Here is a 14151-nt window from a genome sequence, read left to right as displayed (position 1 = left end):
CAGAAGGCGGGGCACCGCGCCCCCGACGGCGGGAACCGGTGGTCACCGACCCCCTGGGTCTCAGCCGTCGAGCGCGAAGTGGAGCGTCGCCCCGCCGTCGAGGAACCGCTGCTCGTCGAACACCTGGACCTTGACGCGGGAGGTCTCGTGGGATCGCGACATGAGGACGAGCTCGTCGTGGTAGACCCGGACGTCGATGACCTGCCCCTGGAACAGCACGCGGAACCGCACCGAGCCCATGGCGGCGGGCAGCCGGGGGTAGAACTCGATCCGGTCGAAGCGGATGAGCACCCCGGCGAAGGCGCGCACGATGACGTCGACGGTGCCGGACATCGCGCCGAGGTGGATGCCCTCCTGCGTGGTGCCCCACTGGGTGTCGTTGAGGTCGACGACGGCGGCCTGCTTCCACGCGTCCCACGCCTCCTCGCGCCCGATCGAGGCGAGCACACCGGAGTTGACGACATTGGACAGGCTGGAGCCGTTCGTCGAGCGGGCGACGTAGTAGTCGATCGTCTGCACGACCTGCTCATGGGTGAACTCGTACCCCATGCGCCGCAGCTCCTTGATGACGCCCTCAGGACCGAGGAGGAAGAAGAGCATCGTGACGTCGGCCTGCTTGGACAGCTTGTAGTTGTTCGTGGAGTCGCCCTCGGACTCCATGATGAGGTCCATCCGGCCGATGTTGCCGTACTTCTTGCGGTAGGCGGCCCAGTCGAGCTCCTTGAGATCGTCGTAGCCCTCGAACTGGCTGATCACCCCGTCGGAGTTGAACGGCACCGCGAGACGGGCGGCGAGCCGGCCCCAGTGGGTGATCTCGGCCGGTTGGATGCCCAGCCGGAAGATCAGGTCCTCGGCCTCGTGGGAGGACAGCACGCGGAAGATCTCCACCGCGTGGCGGCACAGCCAGGCGGTCATGATGTTCGTGTAGGCGTTGTCGTCGAGGCCCTCGCCGGACCGGCCCGGATAGCCGTCGTGGAACTCGTCGGGCCCCATCACGCCGGTGATGTGGAAGCGGTCGTCGCTCGCGTCGTAGGACGACATCGACGCGAACAGCCGCACCACCTCGATGAGGAGCTCGCCGCCCTGCGCGGCCAGCCAGCCGGTGTCCGCCGTCGCCCGGTAGTGCTGCCAGGCGTTGTAGGCGATCGCGAGGCCGACGTGGAACTGCCGCCGCGAGTTGTCCGGCATCCAACGCTTGGACCGCGGGTTGTAGAGCTCGATCGGCGTCTCCTCGCGGCCGTCGGAGCCCGACTGCCACGGGAACAGGGCACCGGCGAGCCCGGCCTCGCGCGCGTGGTGGCGGGCGGCGTCGAGCCGCCGCCAGCGGTAGAGCAGGAGCGACTTCGAGATCTCCGGCAGCCGCAGATTGAGCAGCGGCAGGATGAAGAGCTCGTCCCAGAAGATGTGCCCGCGGTACCCCTCGCCGTGGAGGCCGCGCGCCGGGGTGCCGGCGTCGAGGAAGGCGGTGTGCGGCGACAGCGACTGCAGCAGGTGGAAGGTGTGGAGGTGGATGATGAGCTGGGTCTGCGGATCGGCGTCGACCTCGACGTCGAAACGCTCCCACAGCCGCTGCACGGCCGCCGTGTGGGCCGGCAGGAGGTTGTGGAAGCCGATCGCGGGCAGCCAGTCGAGCTGGTGCACCGCGCCCCCGCGGACCGAGGTGATCGCGGAGTCGCGCGAGTTCACCGCCGCCGTCGTCGAGTCGACGCTCACCGCGTACCCGCTCTCCACGGGCACCGCGAACTCGCGGTAGATCGCCTGCGTCTCCTCGATCGTCGACACCGAGTAGGCATGGGACACCTCGGGCACCTGGGTGGTGACGGCGTGCGTGGGCTCCTGGGTCAGGGTGGTGCGCTGGGCCATCGCGATCCGCAGGTGGCTCTGCGTGGTCTCGACCTCGCAGATGAGCGTGCCGTCCTGGGCGACGGAGTTGTACCGGTTGACGAGGTGGCGCTTGGCAAGCTGGTCGTACTCCGCGACGTTGTCGTTGAGCACCGAGGTGTCGACGCCGGTGCGCACGTAGATCATCCCGGAATGGTTCACCGGGGTGATCTCGGTGAGCATCGCCGCGACGTGCTGGTGGGCCATGGAGACGAGCCGCTGCTGCTTGATCCGCAGCCGCCGGTCCCGGTCGTCGACGAGCACCGCGGTGCGGGTGAGGACACCGGTGGCCATCGACAGCGTGCGGTTCTCCTCGACGACCTCGAGCCCGCCCTCGGACCACCACCGGCCGTCGCCGACCTTGACGTCGCACAGCGCCCAGCGCGGCAGGTTGACCATCGACTCGTGCTCGATGTCGCGGTCGTTGACGTGGCTGACCAGGCGGTTGAAGATCCCCGACATGTACGAGCCCGGGTAGTGCACGCCGTCCGCGGCACGCTCCGGAGCGGAGCCGCGCAGCGACATGTAGCCGTTGGCGAGGGTGGTGAGCGCCTCGCGCCTGCCCTCGTGCTCGGGATCGACGCCCTCGAAGGAGAGCTCCCACGGGTCGTCGCGCACGTCGCCGAGGTCGAGCTCGGTGACGTCGTTGACGACGACGTCGGCGCCGGCGGCCTCGAGCGCCTGCCGGTTGTGGTCGCGGGCGATCCCGACGACGAGCCCGAACCCGCCGGCCCGGGCCGCGCGCACCCCGGCCTCGGCGTCCTCGAGCACGGCGGTGTCGACGGCGTCGACGCCGAGCCGGTTGGCGGCCTCGAGGAAGGTCGCGGGCTCCGGCTTCCCGGGCAGGCCGAGGTCCTTGGCGACCTGCCCGTCGACGATGACGTCGAACAGGTCGGTGATCTCCGCGTTCTCGAGCAGCAGTGGCGCGTTGCGGCTCGCGGTGACGAGGGCGGTGGGCATGCCGCCGCGGCGCAGGCGCTTGATGAGCCGGATGGTGCCGTCGAACACCCGCACACCGTCCTCGGCGAGGATCGCGTTGAAGCAGTCGTTCTTGCGCTTGGCGAGCCCGTGGACGGTGAGCTGGTCCGCGTCGTCGGTCTCCTCGCCCTCGGGGACCACTGCACCGCGCGCGGCGAGGAAGGTGCGCACACCGTCCTCCCGCGGGCGCCCGTCGACGTAGCGACGGTAGTCGCCGACGACGTCGAAGGGGCTGCGGTCGACGTTGCCCTCGAGCGACTCGTCGGCCAGCGCGGTGTCGAACAGCTGCTTCCAGGCCACGGCATGGAGCGAGGCGGTATCGGTGACCACGCCGTCCATGTCGAAGACGACGGCGGACCACGGCGCGGTCGCGGCGAACGGGACCTCGTGGTCGGCTGCGGTGCTCGTGTGCATGGGGGCTCCGTGATCGTCGACGGCCGGTGGGCGGGTCCCCGGGAGACCGGGCTGACCACAGACCACCATAACGAGGTTTCGGACAGGTGAACGACGCCGCGGGCTACGCGCCGGGTCTCCTCCCGGCGCGGCGGGCCTGCACCTGGTCGACGATCCCGACGACGCCGGAGGCGACGACGATGGCGATGATGACGAGGTAGGCGGCGACGAAGGCCGCCGTCCAGCCTGCCTGGCCCTGCACCGCGAAGAACACCGCGGTGATGAGGGCGAGCCCGATCGCGGTGCCGATCCGCTGCCCGGTCTGGAGCACTCCGCCGGCCGAGCCGGCGTAGCGCAGCGGGACGTCGGCGAGCGTGAGCGTCTGGTTGGGGCTGATCGTCGACCCCTGGCCGAGCCCGACGAAGGACAGGGTGAGCAGGAGCCACCAGATGCTTGTGCCGGCGCGGTCGTGGAGCACGACGACGAGGATGCTCGTCACCAGTCCGACCAGGAGGATCGCGATCCCGCCGAGCACGATCGGCCGCCCGATCCGGAACACGTGGCGCCCGGCGATACCGGAGGAGAACGCGGAGAGGATCGCAGCGGGCAGCCCGACGAGCCCGGCTTCGAGCGCGGTGCGGCCGAGCCCGGACTGGAGGAAGATCGCGCCGACCACCCACACGCTCGTCATCCCCATGAAGTAGAGGGCGATGAGCAGCGAGCCGTTGGCGAAGGAGCGGGTGGCGAACAGCCGGAGGTCGACCATGGGTGCGCGCCCGCGCCGCTTGTAGGCCGCCTCCCAGCGCACCCACGCGAGCACGAGCAGGACGCCGAGGCCGAGGATCGACCACACCCAGGGTCCGGCGGAGAACTGGAGGAAGGGGATCATCACCGCGAGCGTGCCGAGTGCGAGGAGCGCCATGCCGACCGGGTCGAGGTCGGGCAGCCGGCGGGCCGGGGCGCGGTCCGCGGGTGCCGCCGGCGGGGGTGCGGCCGGCCCGGGGGCGGGTTCCTCCGCTCCGGCCGGGGCGCCGGGGGTGTCAGGCGATGCGGCGTCGGCATCCGGCAGGGCGCGCCATGCGGAGGCCGGCAGGGAGCGGACGGCGAAGAGGATCGACACGACGGCGAATGGCACGTTGATGAGGAACGAGGAGCGCCATCCCCAGTCGGCGCCGAGCAGCGCGACGAGCACCCCGCCGAGCACCGGGCCGATCGCCACGGAGATCCCGACGACCGCGCCGAACATGCCGAACGCCCGGCCGCGCTGCGCGCCCTGGAAGTACTGCTGGATGAGCCCCACCGTCTGCGGATTGAGGAATCCGGAGCCGATCCCCATGGTGACGCGCGCGATGTTGAGGACGACCTCGTTCGGGGCGAATCCGGCGACGAGCGAGGACAGCCCGAACAGCGCGACGCCGACGACGAACATCGGTGCGCGCCCGAACAGGTCTCCGGCCCGGCCGGCGGCGACGAGCACGACCCCGAAGGCCAGCGTGTATCCGGTGAGCACCCATTGGAGGCCCGAGGCGCTCGCCCCGAGCCCGGTCTCGATCGACGGCAGCACGACATTGACGATCGACACGCTCAGCAGCGACATGAAGAGCGGGACGAGGGTGATCGCGAGGACCGTCCGCTGGACGTCCGTCAGCCGCGGTTCCGGGTGGGAGCTCATTCCCTCATTCGTACACCCGCTTCAGCGGCGGGGCAAAGACGGGTCCGCGCCCGCGCCGCCCGACGCTACAGTGGACGCCATGTCCGTCGCTCCGCAGGCCCCCGCCGACCCCGTCCCGGATCCGCCCCGCACGCCTGCCGGCCGCTATGCGCCGAGCCCGAGCGGCGACCTCCACCTCGGCAACATCCGCACCGGGGTGCTCGCGTTCCTCTGTGCGCGGACCACGGGCCGGGTGTTCCGCTGGCGGGTCGAGGACCTCGACCGGGTGCAGGACGGTGCCGCCGAGCGTCAGCGCGCCGACCTCGAATCGCTCGGGGTGGACGTCGACCCGCCGGTGCTCGTCCAGTCCGCACGCACGGACCGCTACGCCGCGCACCTCGCCGCGCTCGCGGAGCGCGGTCTGACCTACGAGTGCTACTGCTCGCGGAAGGAGATCCAGGCCGCCCCCTCGGCGCCCCATACTCCCCCGGGCGCCTACCCGGGCACCTGCCGGGACCTCGGCGAGACCACGCGCCGGACCGCCCGGGCCCGGCTGCGGGAGCAGGGTCGCCATCCCGCCGTCCGCCTGCGCACCGCTCACGAGTCGGTCACCGTCGACGACGACTTCCTCGGGCCCGTCACCGGCGCGGTCGACGATTTCGTGCTCCGGCGCGGGGACGGGGTGGTGGCCTACAACCTCGCCGTCGTCGTCGACGACGGCGAGACCGGCATCGACCAGGTCGTCCGCGCCGACGACCTCGCGAGCTCCGCGCCGCGCCAGGCGCACCTCGCCGCGCTGCTCGGCTTCGCAGTGCCCCGATACGTCCATGTGCCGCTCGTCCTCGCCCCGTCCGGCGCCCGGTTGGCCAAGCGGGACGGCGCGGTCACGCTGCGGGAGCTCGACACGCTCGGTTTCGACGTGTGGGCGTGGCTCGGGCGGTCCTGCGGGTTCGGACCGTGGTCCGGCATGGAGCAGGCGCTGGCGGAGTTCGATCTCGGCCGCCTCGCCCCGGAGCCGGTCGTCTTCACCCCGCCGGCAGACTGAGCGGACTCATCCCGTCGGCGGAGCGGGACTGCGCAGTGCGAGGGCGCTCGGCGCGGCGGTCCTCAGCCCAGTCGGTAGTGCTCGGCGAGGTGCGCGTAGTGACGCCCCACCCGGGCCACGGGGTCGAGCGCCGGGATGTCGATATGCCCCGCCGCATCGCTCAGCGCCTGCGCGACGTGGGCGCGCAGCACGCGGACGACGAAGAACTCCTCCTGGCCGGGCCGCAGCCGTGTCTCCACCCGGCACTCGAGCGCCGAGTCCGCCGTGCACAGCCGCGGCGGGGCGACGAGCTCGCTCGGTTCGGTGGCGAGCCCGAGCTCGGCGATCTCGCTGTGCTCGGCCGGCAGCGGGCGCGAGCTCGCGTGCATCGCCTGCGCATCGGCCTCGGACACCGAGTGGATGACGAGCTCTCCGGTGGCGTCGAGGTTGCGCCAGGTGTCCTTGTGGACCTCGGAGGTGTGGTCCGGGGTGATCGCCAGGCCCATCATCGCCGGGCGGGTCGACACCACCGTGAAGAAGCTGAAGGGTGCGAGGTTGGTGCGCCCGTGCGCGTCCGCCGTCGTCACCCAGGCGATCGGGCGGGGAACGACGAGCCCGTACATGAGGCGGCGGGTCGCCTCGAGGTCGGCGGCCTCGAAGGTGCGCATGGGCCGGGACCCCGGACCGCGCGTGCCGGGGGTCGGGTGCTCAGGCGGCACGGGGCTCATCGATGACCTTCCGGTAGATGTCCTCGAACGCGTCGAGGGTGCGGGTGATGTCGTGCCGGGCGGCCGTGGTCTGGGAGGCCTCTCCCATCGCGGCGCGCTCGGCCGCGGGCATCCGGCACAGGCGGGTGAAGCGCTCGGCGAGGGCGTCGACGTCGCGCGGCGGGAACAGGAATCCGTTGACGCCGTCCTCGCACAGGTGGGGCAGCGCCACCGCGTCCGCGAGCACCACGGGATTTCCCGAGGACATCGCCTCGAGGGTGGCGATGCTCTGGAGTTCCGCGGTGCCGGGCAGGCAGAAGAACGTCGCCTCCTGGTAGGCGCGCACGAGCGCGCGCTCGTCGACCTTGCCGCGCAGCTCCACCCGGTCGGCGACACCGAGCTCGGCGGCGAGCGAGCGGAGTGCCGGCTCCTGGTCGCCGGTGCCGACGATCACCGCGCTCAGGCCGAGGCCGGGGTCGGTGCGGGCAAGGGCACGGACGATGTCGTCGATGTGCTTCTCCTTCGACAGCCGACCGACGAACAGCACCGTCGGGGCCGCGTCCGACCCGCCGACGCCCGGGCCCACCCCCTCCTGCGCCCGGCGGAAGCGCGACAGGTCGATCCCGCACGACACCGCCTGGATGGGCCGGTCGAAACCGTTCTCGGTGAGCAGGTCCGCAGCGAGCTGGGTGGGCACGGTGATGTGTTCGGCGGACTGGAACGTGCGCCGCAGGTCCCACCAGGCCGCGGCGGTCGCAGCGTCGACGACCGGACCGGACACCGGCAGATACGGCCGCACGTTGTCCGGCATGAAGTGGTTCGTCGCGACGACCGGGATGCCGCGGCGGTGCGCCTCGGAGAACGCGTAGCGGCCGATGACGAAGTGCGCCTGCGTGTGGACGACGTCGGGGCGGATGTCGTCGAGCAGCCGGGCGACGGCGGGCTTGGTCTCCCAGGGCATGCAGATCGTCCAGGTCGGGTGGAAGTACCAGCGATGGGACCGGATGCGGTGGACGACGACCCCGTCCTCCCGGTCGGTGCTCGGCACACCGGTGGGCGAGGGGCAGATGACGTGGACCTCATGACCGCGCGCAGCGAGTCCGGCGGCGAGGCGCTCGGTGAACTTCGCGGCTCCATTGACCTCGGGGGCATAGGTCTCGGCGGGGATGCAGATGGTCAGCGGTGGCGGGAATGCCATGTCCGGTGCGTGTCCTTCCGGGCGTGGAGGCGGGCGGGAGCCCTGCTCAGACGCGTGATCCTGTCGCGGCGACGACGGCCCGGGAGGCGCGCCGGGCGCGCTCCCGTTCGATGACGTCCGGGTGATATCGGGACAATACAACGACGGCGGCGCAGGCGACCACTCCGGTGGCCGACATGAGGAGCACGACGGGCGGCGGTGCGCCGGCGGCCTCCCCGAGCACGACCGAGCCGAGGACGACGGCGAAGATCGGGTCGACGACGGTGAGACCGGCGATCACCATCTCCGGCGGGCCGGCGGAGTACGCCGCCTGCACGAACCAGGTCCCGATCGCGGCGGCGACGACGAGCGCGACGAGGTTGAGCAGCGACACCGCGCCGGGGCCGGCTTGGAACAACTGGTTGCTCACGAGGTGCGTGGTCGTGGCGACGCAGGCGAAGAGCAGACCGGCACCGAGCACGAGCAGCAGCTGCGGCGGACGCCGCCAGGCCAGGACGACGACGAGGAAGACCGCGGAGAGCGCGAAGGCGATCCAGGCGACCGGGTGGGACTCCTCCCCCACGTGCAGGCGGGTGCTCGCGATCCTCGCGGACACCGCAACGAAGGCGGCGACGCTGAGCGCGCAGACCGCGACGGCCAGCGAGATCCGACGGGTGATCCGCAGTCCGCGGTAGCGGGCGGCGAGGAGGATCGAGATGAGGAGGGAGACCGCACCGATCGGCTGGACGACCATGACGGGGGCCAGCGAGAGGGCGACGACGTTCGCGACGGTGCCCAGCCCCAGGCACAGGAGGCCGAGCAGCCACGTCCGGTTGCGGAGCAGGCGAAGGAAGGTCCCGAGCCGGAATCCTGCGGGGTGATCGTCCTCGTCGGCCACACCACGGTGCTGGTACATCGCGCCGAAGGCGAGGCCGACGGCGGCGAGCACTGCGAGGACGATGGCGAGAGGGGTCACGCCGACAGTCTAAGCAGGCGAGACGCCGGGCACCGTCCCGAAGAGCCGGAAACCGGGGGTTCACGGGCAGGTCGGCGGAAAACCCCAGGGTCGTCGGGCAGGTTCCCCCGGGCTGTGATCCACGCCATTCCGATCCGCTTGGACCTCCGGCAGGCCCGGTGCTAGAGTGGTCTCTCGCGTGCGGCACCACGCACGCTATTCCTCCGTAGCTCAGTTGGCAGAGCATTCGACTGTTAATCGAAGGGTCGCTGGTTCGAGCCCAGCCGGGGGAGCACATCGAGCAGGCGGGATCCGGATTTCTCCGGGTCCCGCCTGCTTCGCGTTCGCAGGCCGCCTTGTCCCCCGTCGAGTCGGGCTCCGGCGCCCCGCACATTTCCACCGCGAGGTGTGGCCTCCCCCAGTGGCGCATCACATTATGTCAGTGTTGCGACATTGTGACATTACTGCGCCCTTATGGTTAAGATACCGTAACGTATCTTCCACGCGTGCCGCCTGTGGCCGAGAACCCGCCCGAGGTGCACATCGCGATCCGACCGACGGAGACCACATCATGAGGATCACCGATCTCGCACGGCGCACGGCGGTCGCCGTCGCCGCACTCGCCATGACCGCCCAGCTCGGCATCGCCTCGGCCTCCGCGGCCGGCCTCGGTTCGACCGACACCGGACCGAGCGCGGAGGCGACGACCGCTCCCCCGAGCGCTCCCGAAGACGCCCCGGACGAGGGCGCTCAGCCCGAAGAGGCCCCGGACGAGGGTGCCGGATCCGATGACACAGCGGACGAGAGCGCTCCCGAGGATCCCGCATCCGAGGCGCCGGCCGGCGATGCACTGAGCTCCGGCACCGGCGCGTTCGCGGTGCGCGGTGCGATCGCCTCGACCTGGCACGACCTCGGCGGCGCCGCCGGCGACCTCGGCCGTCCGACCACCGCCGAGCGGTGCGGTCTGCGCGGCAGCGGCTGCTACCAGCGGTTCCAGAAGGGCGAGGTGCACTGGTCGCCGAAGACCGGCGCCCATGCGACCCTCGGCGCGATCGCGAACACCTGGGCCCGGACCGGGCACGAGGGCGGGAAGCTCGGCTACCCCACGTCGAACGAGCGCTGCGGCCTCAAGGGCGGCGGCTGCTACCAGCGGTTCCAGAAGGGCGAGGTGCACTGGTCACCGAAGACCGGTGCGCGGGCGACCACCGGCGCGATCGCCCGGGCCTGGTCCTGGAACGGCCACGAGACCGGCGACCTCGGCTACCCGACCTCCGGAGAACGCTGCGGACTCAAGGGCGGGGGCTGCTACCAGAAGTTCCAGAAGGGCCAGATCCACTGGTCGCCGAAGACCGGTGCGCACGCCACCAAGGGCGGCATGCAGCGCCAGTGGGCGAAGGCCGGCTGGGAGAACGGCTCCTGGGGCTATCCCACCGGCAGTGAGCGCAAGGTCGGCAGCGGCAGGTGGGAACAGCGCTTCCAGGGCGGCCTGAAGACCTACACGACGATCGACCCGGTGTGGGACCGCCTGGCGCAGTGCGAATCGGGAGGCAACTGGAAGATCAACACCGGCAACGGGTACTACGGCGGCCTGCAGTTCTCCGCGAGCACATGGAAGGCGTTCGGCGGCCACAAGTACGCGAAGAACGCGCACCTCGCCACCCGCGAGCAGCAGATCGAGATCGCGCAGAAGGTGCAGAAGGTCCAGGGCTGGGGCGCCTGGCCGGCATGCACCCGCAAGCTCGGCATCCGCTGAGCGGCGGGGCTCAGGACTCCACGAGGTCCGCGTACTGCGGGAAGCGCTCGAGGTAGCGCTGCACGTAGGAGCACGTGGGCACGATCCGCTGCTCGCGCTCCCGGAGCTGGTCGAGGACCTTCGTCACGAGTGTGCGCGCGTACCCCTGGCGGCCGAAGGATTCGGAGATGATCGTGTGCTGGAGGTCGTAGACCCCGGGCCGCTCGAGCCGGTAGCCGAGGAAGCCGACGAAGGTGCGCTCCGGCTCGGAGGCCCAGAGCTCGAACCGATCGTGGGTGAGGTTGTCGAGGACCTCGACGGGCGTGGTGACGATCTCAGGTGTGCTCATGGGCGGCTCCCCTTCCGAGCGCAGGCGGGCTGATGGCCCCGAGTCTATCCGCACCCACCGCTGCCCCGGCGGACCCCCCGACGGGCATCACTCCCCCGGCGGCTCGATGAGGCCCGCGGTGCACTCACCGTGGACGCTGCACGCACCGCCGCCATCGGGTCCGATATATTCGACAGTGCTTGCCGATGCCGCCGAGACGAACGAGGAGCCCCCGTGGCCGATTTCAGCACCCCGACCTTCGCCCAGGTCGATGCCCTGCCCACCGTGCTCGAGGCGACCGTCCCCCAGGACTGGATCGACGAGAACGGGCACATGAACATCAGCCATTTCTTCGACATCGGCGGCGAGGCGGCGTGGAAGTTCTGCCAGGGACTCGGCCTGCAGCGACTCTATGAGGCCGAGCCGCCGACCGGCCTGTTCACCACGGAGCACCACCTCACCTACCTCAGCGAGCTGCGCCTCGGAGAGCGGCTCAGCGCGCATGTGCGGTGCGTCGACGTCGGTCCGAAGTCGGTGCACCTCATCACCCTCATCCTCGACCGGGAGCGCGAACGGGTCGCGACCGTGTTCGAGGTCGTGCTCGTCCACGTCGACATGACCGCCCGGAAGGCCGCGGCGTTCCCCGAGGAGTTCCGCGAGGCGCTCGAGGCCGCCGTCGCCGCCGACGGGGATCTCGGCTGGCCCGCCCCGGTGTGCGGGGCCATGGGCGTCCGCCGCTGACACGACCCCTGCGGCACCCCGGTCCGGCACCTCCCGCCCGGGGGCGCCGCATCGTCGCTCGACGGCGTGTCGTCAGTCGGTGGCTTTCGCCGGCCCCGAGCCCCCGGCGGTCTTCGACTGCAGGCGGCGCTCGAGCCACTGCGCGAACGCGGCGACGATCATGTTGATGGCGATGTAGAGCAGCGCGCCGACGATGAAGGTCGGGAGCAGGTTGTTGTACTGGCGGCCGATCGCGTTGACCTGGTAGAGCAGGTCCTGGTAGGTCACCATGAAGCCGAGCGCGGAATCCTTGAGCAGCACCACGACCTGGGCGATGAGCGTCGGCATCATCGCGCGCAGCGCCTGCGGCAGGAGCACGAGACCCATCGTCTGGGAGCTGCGCAGACCGATCGCCATCGCCGCCTCGCGCTGCCCCTTGGGCACGGCGAGGATGCCGGCGCGGATGATCTCCGCGATGACCATGCCGTTGTAGAGCGTGAGCCCGATGACCACCGACCAGAACGGTCCGATCCGGTTGCCGAAGATCATGAACGTCGCGAAGATCAGGAGCAGCACGGGGACGCCGCGGAACACCTCGAGCACGATCGTCGAGGGCAGCGAGATCGCGCGCGTCGGGGCCAGGCGCAGCAGCGCGAAGACGAGTCCGACGGCCAGGGCGAGCAGAGTCGCGACCGCCGCGACGGACAGGGTGGCGCCCATCCCCCGCAGCAGCACCTGCTGGATGCCGGTGTAGGTGAAGGGGCTCCACCGGTTCGGCTCGAGCTGGCCGGCGTCGTAGAACTTCCAGACGATGAACGCGATGATGCCGAGCAGCACGAGCACCGACACCACGGACATGATGACGTTGTTCCGCCGCGCCCTGGGGCCCGGGGCGTCGAAGAGGACCTGGGTGGGCGCGCTCATCGGAGGATCACCAGCTTCTTCTCGAGGAGGTCGAACACCCGGCCGAGGATCAGCGCCAGCACGAGGTAGACGACGGCCGTGGCGAGCAGGATCGTGATGACGAGGTCGCCGCGCAGCTCGATCGCGTTGCGCATCGCCGACATGAGTTCGCGGTTGTTGAACGCCGATGCGATCGAGGTGTTCTTGAGCATCGCGATGATGACGCTGCCGAGCGGCGGGATGACTGTGCGCACGGCCTGCGGGAGCACCACCGTGGACAGGGTCTGGCCGAAGGTCAGGCCGATCGCGCGGGCCGCCTCGGCCTGCCCCACCGGCACCGTGGCGATGCCGGAGCGCAGGGTCTCGGCGACGAAGCAGGCGGTGTAGGCGATGAGCGCGATCGTCGCCAGGATCATCGAGTTGAGTCCGGCGCTCTCGGCGAACCGGATGTCGAGGTAGGGCAGGCCGAACACGCAGAAGAACATCACCAGGGTCAGCGGCGTGTTGCGCACCACGTTGACGTAGCTGTGGGCGGTGACCCGGAGCACCGGAGTGGGTGAGACCCGCATCGCGGCGAGGATCGTGCCGAGGACCAGGCAGCCCACGAGCGTGAGGAGGAAGAGTCTCAGCGTTCCCCACGTGCCGCTGAGGAACAGCTGGGTCATATCGAGGAATGACACGGGCGATCAGCTTTCGGTTCGGTCAAGCTGGGTGAGGTCCGCCCGAGGCGCCCCGGGTGAGGGCCGTCGACCCTCACCCGGGAGCACTCGCGCGGGCACGGATCAGTAGCGGTCGACCGCAGGCTGCTCGACGCCGGAGGAGTCGCCGAGGGTGTACTCGAACGCCTCGGTCCAGGTGCCGTCCTCCCCTGCCTGCTCGAGCGCATCGTTGACCGCGTCGCGCAGGGCCTGGTCGTCCTTGGGCAGGCCGATGCCGTAGGGCTCGTCGGAGAAGGGCTCGCCGACGACCTTGAACTCGCCCTCGTACTGCGCGGCGTAGCCGCGGAGGATCGCGTCGTCGGTGGTCACCGCGTCGACGTTGCCGGTCTGCAGGTCCTCGACGCACTTGGAGTAGGCGTCGTAGGTGACGAGCTCGGCGTCGCCGTACTCGTCCTGGATCCGCTGGGCCGGGGTGGAGCCGTCGACCGAGCACACGGTGGTTCCGGCGAGGTCGTCCGGTCCGGCGATCTCGGAGTCCTCGGCCACGAGGAGATCCTGACCGGCGACGTAGTACGGTCCGGCGAAGTCGACGACCTCCTTGCGCTCGTCGTTGATCGTGTAGGTGGCGACGACGAGGTCGACGTTGCCCTGCTGGAGGAAGGGCTCGCGGTTGGCCGACACGGTCTCGACCCATTCGATCTGGTCGGGCTCGAAGCCGAGCGCGGCGGCGGTGATCTTGGCGATCTCGATGTCGAAGCCCTCGGGGGCATCGGCGGTGGCGTCCTTGTTGCCGAGTCCCGGCTGGTCGAACTTCACGCCGACCTTGAGGGTCCCGGCGTCGTTCGCCGCGGACCAGGTCGGGCTGTCGGCGAGGTCGACGTCGGATGCGACCTCGTACTGGGGCGCCTCGGCAGCGGTGTCGCCGCCGCCTTCGCCGCCTCCGCCGCCCGTCTCCGGGGTGCCGCTCTGACCGCAGGCGCTCAGCGCCAGGATGCCGACGGCCGAGGCCGCGAGGAGAGTGTGCAGTTTCTTCATGGTGTCTC

At 70.7% G+C, this 14151-nt stretch carries 12 protein-coding genes and 1 tRNA gene; 4 read left to right on the top strand and 9 right to left on the bottom strand.

From position 1 onward, the window contains the following. Nucleotides 1-60: 60 nt before the first annotated feature. Together AB0I45_RS06335 and AB0I45_RS06330 are read right to left on the bottom strand one after the other, a co-directional pair. On the bottom strand, nt 61-3273 hold the full coding sequence (locus tag AB0I45_RS06335) for a beta-phosphoglucomutase family hydrolase (protein ID WP_345030846.1): 3213 nt from the start codon (nt 3271-3273) through the stop codon (nt 61-63). Between the two features lie 103 nt (nt 3274-3376). Then, nucleotides 3377-4924 (bottom strand): MFS transporter, encoded by a 1548-nt coding sequence (locus AB0I45_RS06330; RefSeq protein ID WP_345030843.1) that lies wholly within the window; start codon nt 4922-4924, stop codon nt 3377-3379. 79 nt (nt 4925-5003) lie between these two features. On the opposite strand from AB0I45_RS06330, the gene gluQRS reads away from it, so the two are divergent. Next, entirely contained in the window at nt 5004-5948 is a 945-nt protein-coding gene (gene gluQRS, locus AB0I45_RS06325; protein ID WP_345030840.1) for a tRNA glutamyl-Q(34) synthetase GluQRS, read from the top strand. 62 nt (nt 5949-6010) lie between these two features. On the opposite strand, the gene AB0I45_RS06320 is transcribed toward gluQRS, so the two are convergent. From AB0I45_RS06320 to AB0I45_RS06310, 3 genes are read right to left on the bottom strand one after another with little or no spacing between them, the layout of a single operon-like run. Then, nucleotides 6011-6595: a flavin reductase family protein gene (locus AB0I45_RS06320; protein ID WP_217494853.1), complete on the bottom strand. Its 585-nt coding sequence runs from the start codon at nt 6593-6595 to the stop codon at nt 6011-6013. A 40-nt stretch (nt 6596-6635) separates the two neighbouring features. Then, the gene (locus AB0I45_RS06315) at nt 6636-7832 is read right to left on the bottom strand and encodes a glycosyltransferase (RefSeq protein ID WP_345030835.1); all 1197 of its coding nucleotides are present in this window, start codon (nt 7830-7832) and stop codon (nt 6636-6638) included. Between the two features lie 46 nt (nt 7833-7878). After that, entirely contained in the window at nt 7879-8787 is a 909-nt protein-coding gene (locus AB0I45_RS06310) for a DMT family transporter (RefSeq protein WP_265809689.1), read from the bottom strand. A gap of 199 nt (nt 8788-8986) precedes the next feature. Here AB0I45_RS06310 and AB0I45_RS06305 point away from each other — a divergent pair. Both AB0I45_RS06305 and AB0I45_RS06300 read left to right on the top strand, forming a co-directional pair. Beyond that, nucleotides 8987-9059: transfer RNA gene (locus AB0I45_RS06305), tRNA-Asn, on the top strand. Between the two features lie 278 nt (nt 9060-9337). After that, nucleotides 9338-10519: a transglycosylase family protein gene (locus AB0I45_RS06300; protein WP_345030830.1), complete on the top strand. Its 1182-nt coding sequence runs from the start codon at nt 9338-9340 to the stop codon at nt 10517-10519. A 10-nt stretch (nt 10520-10529) separates the two neighbouring features. Here AB0I45_RS06300 and AB0I45_RS06295 read toward each other — a convergent pair whose 3' ends face one another. Then, entirely contained in the window at nt 10530-10847 is a 318-nt protein-coding gene (locus AB0I45_RS06295; RefSeq protein WP_137319590.1) for a GNAT family N-acetyltransferase, read from the bottom strand. Nucleotides 10848-11060: 213 nt separating this feature from the next. Here AB0I45_RS06295 and AB0I45_RS06290 point away from each other — a divergent pair, with 213 nt between their 5' ends. Next, nucleotides 11061-11567: a thioesterase family protein gene (locus AB0I45_RS06290; protein ID WP_345030828.1), complete on the top strand. Its 507-nt coding sequence runs from the start codon at nt 11061-11063 to the stop codon at nt 11565-11567. A gap of 72 nt (nt 11568-11639) precedes the next feature. Here the strand turns inward: AB0I45_RS06290 and AB0I45_RS06285 are convergent, their stop codons facing one another. The 3 genes from AB0I45_RS06285 to AB0I45_RS06275 form a co-directional block, all read right to left on the bottom strand. Further along, nucleotides 11640-12470, bottom strand: a complete 831-nt coding sequence (locus AB0I45_RS06285; protein WP_345030826.1) for an amino acid ABC transporter permease — start codon at nt 12468-12470, stop codon at nt 11640-11642. Continuing rightward, entirely contained in the window at nt 12467-13129 is a 663-nt protein-coding gene (locus AB0I45_RS06280; protein ID WP_345030824.1) for an amino acid ABC transporter permease, read from the bottom strand. The genes AB0I45_RS06285 and AB0I45_RS06280 overlap by 4 nt, the downstream gene beginning before the upstream one ends. Before the next feature lie 102 nt (nt 13130-13231). Then, on the bottom strand, nt 13232-14143 hold the full coding sequence (locus AB0I45_RS06275; RefSeq protein ID WP_295687011.1) for a glutamate ABC transporter substrate-binding protein: 912 nt from the start codon (nt 14141-14143) through the stop codon (nt 13232-13234). Between the last annotated feature and the right edge of the window lie 8 nt (nt 14144-14151).

This window comes from Brevibacterium sp. NPDC049920 (assembly GCF_040656435.1).
In the GTDB taxonomy this organism is placed as follows: domain Bacteria; phylum Actinomycetota; class Actinomycetes; order Actinomycetales; family Brevibacteriaceae; genus Brevibacterium; species Brevibacterium pityocampae.
This window is presented reverse-complemented; position numbering and strand designations above follow the sequence as displayed.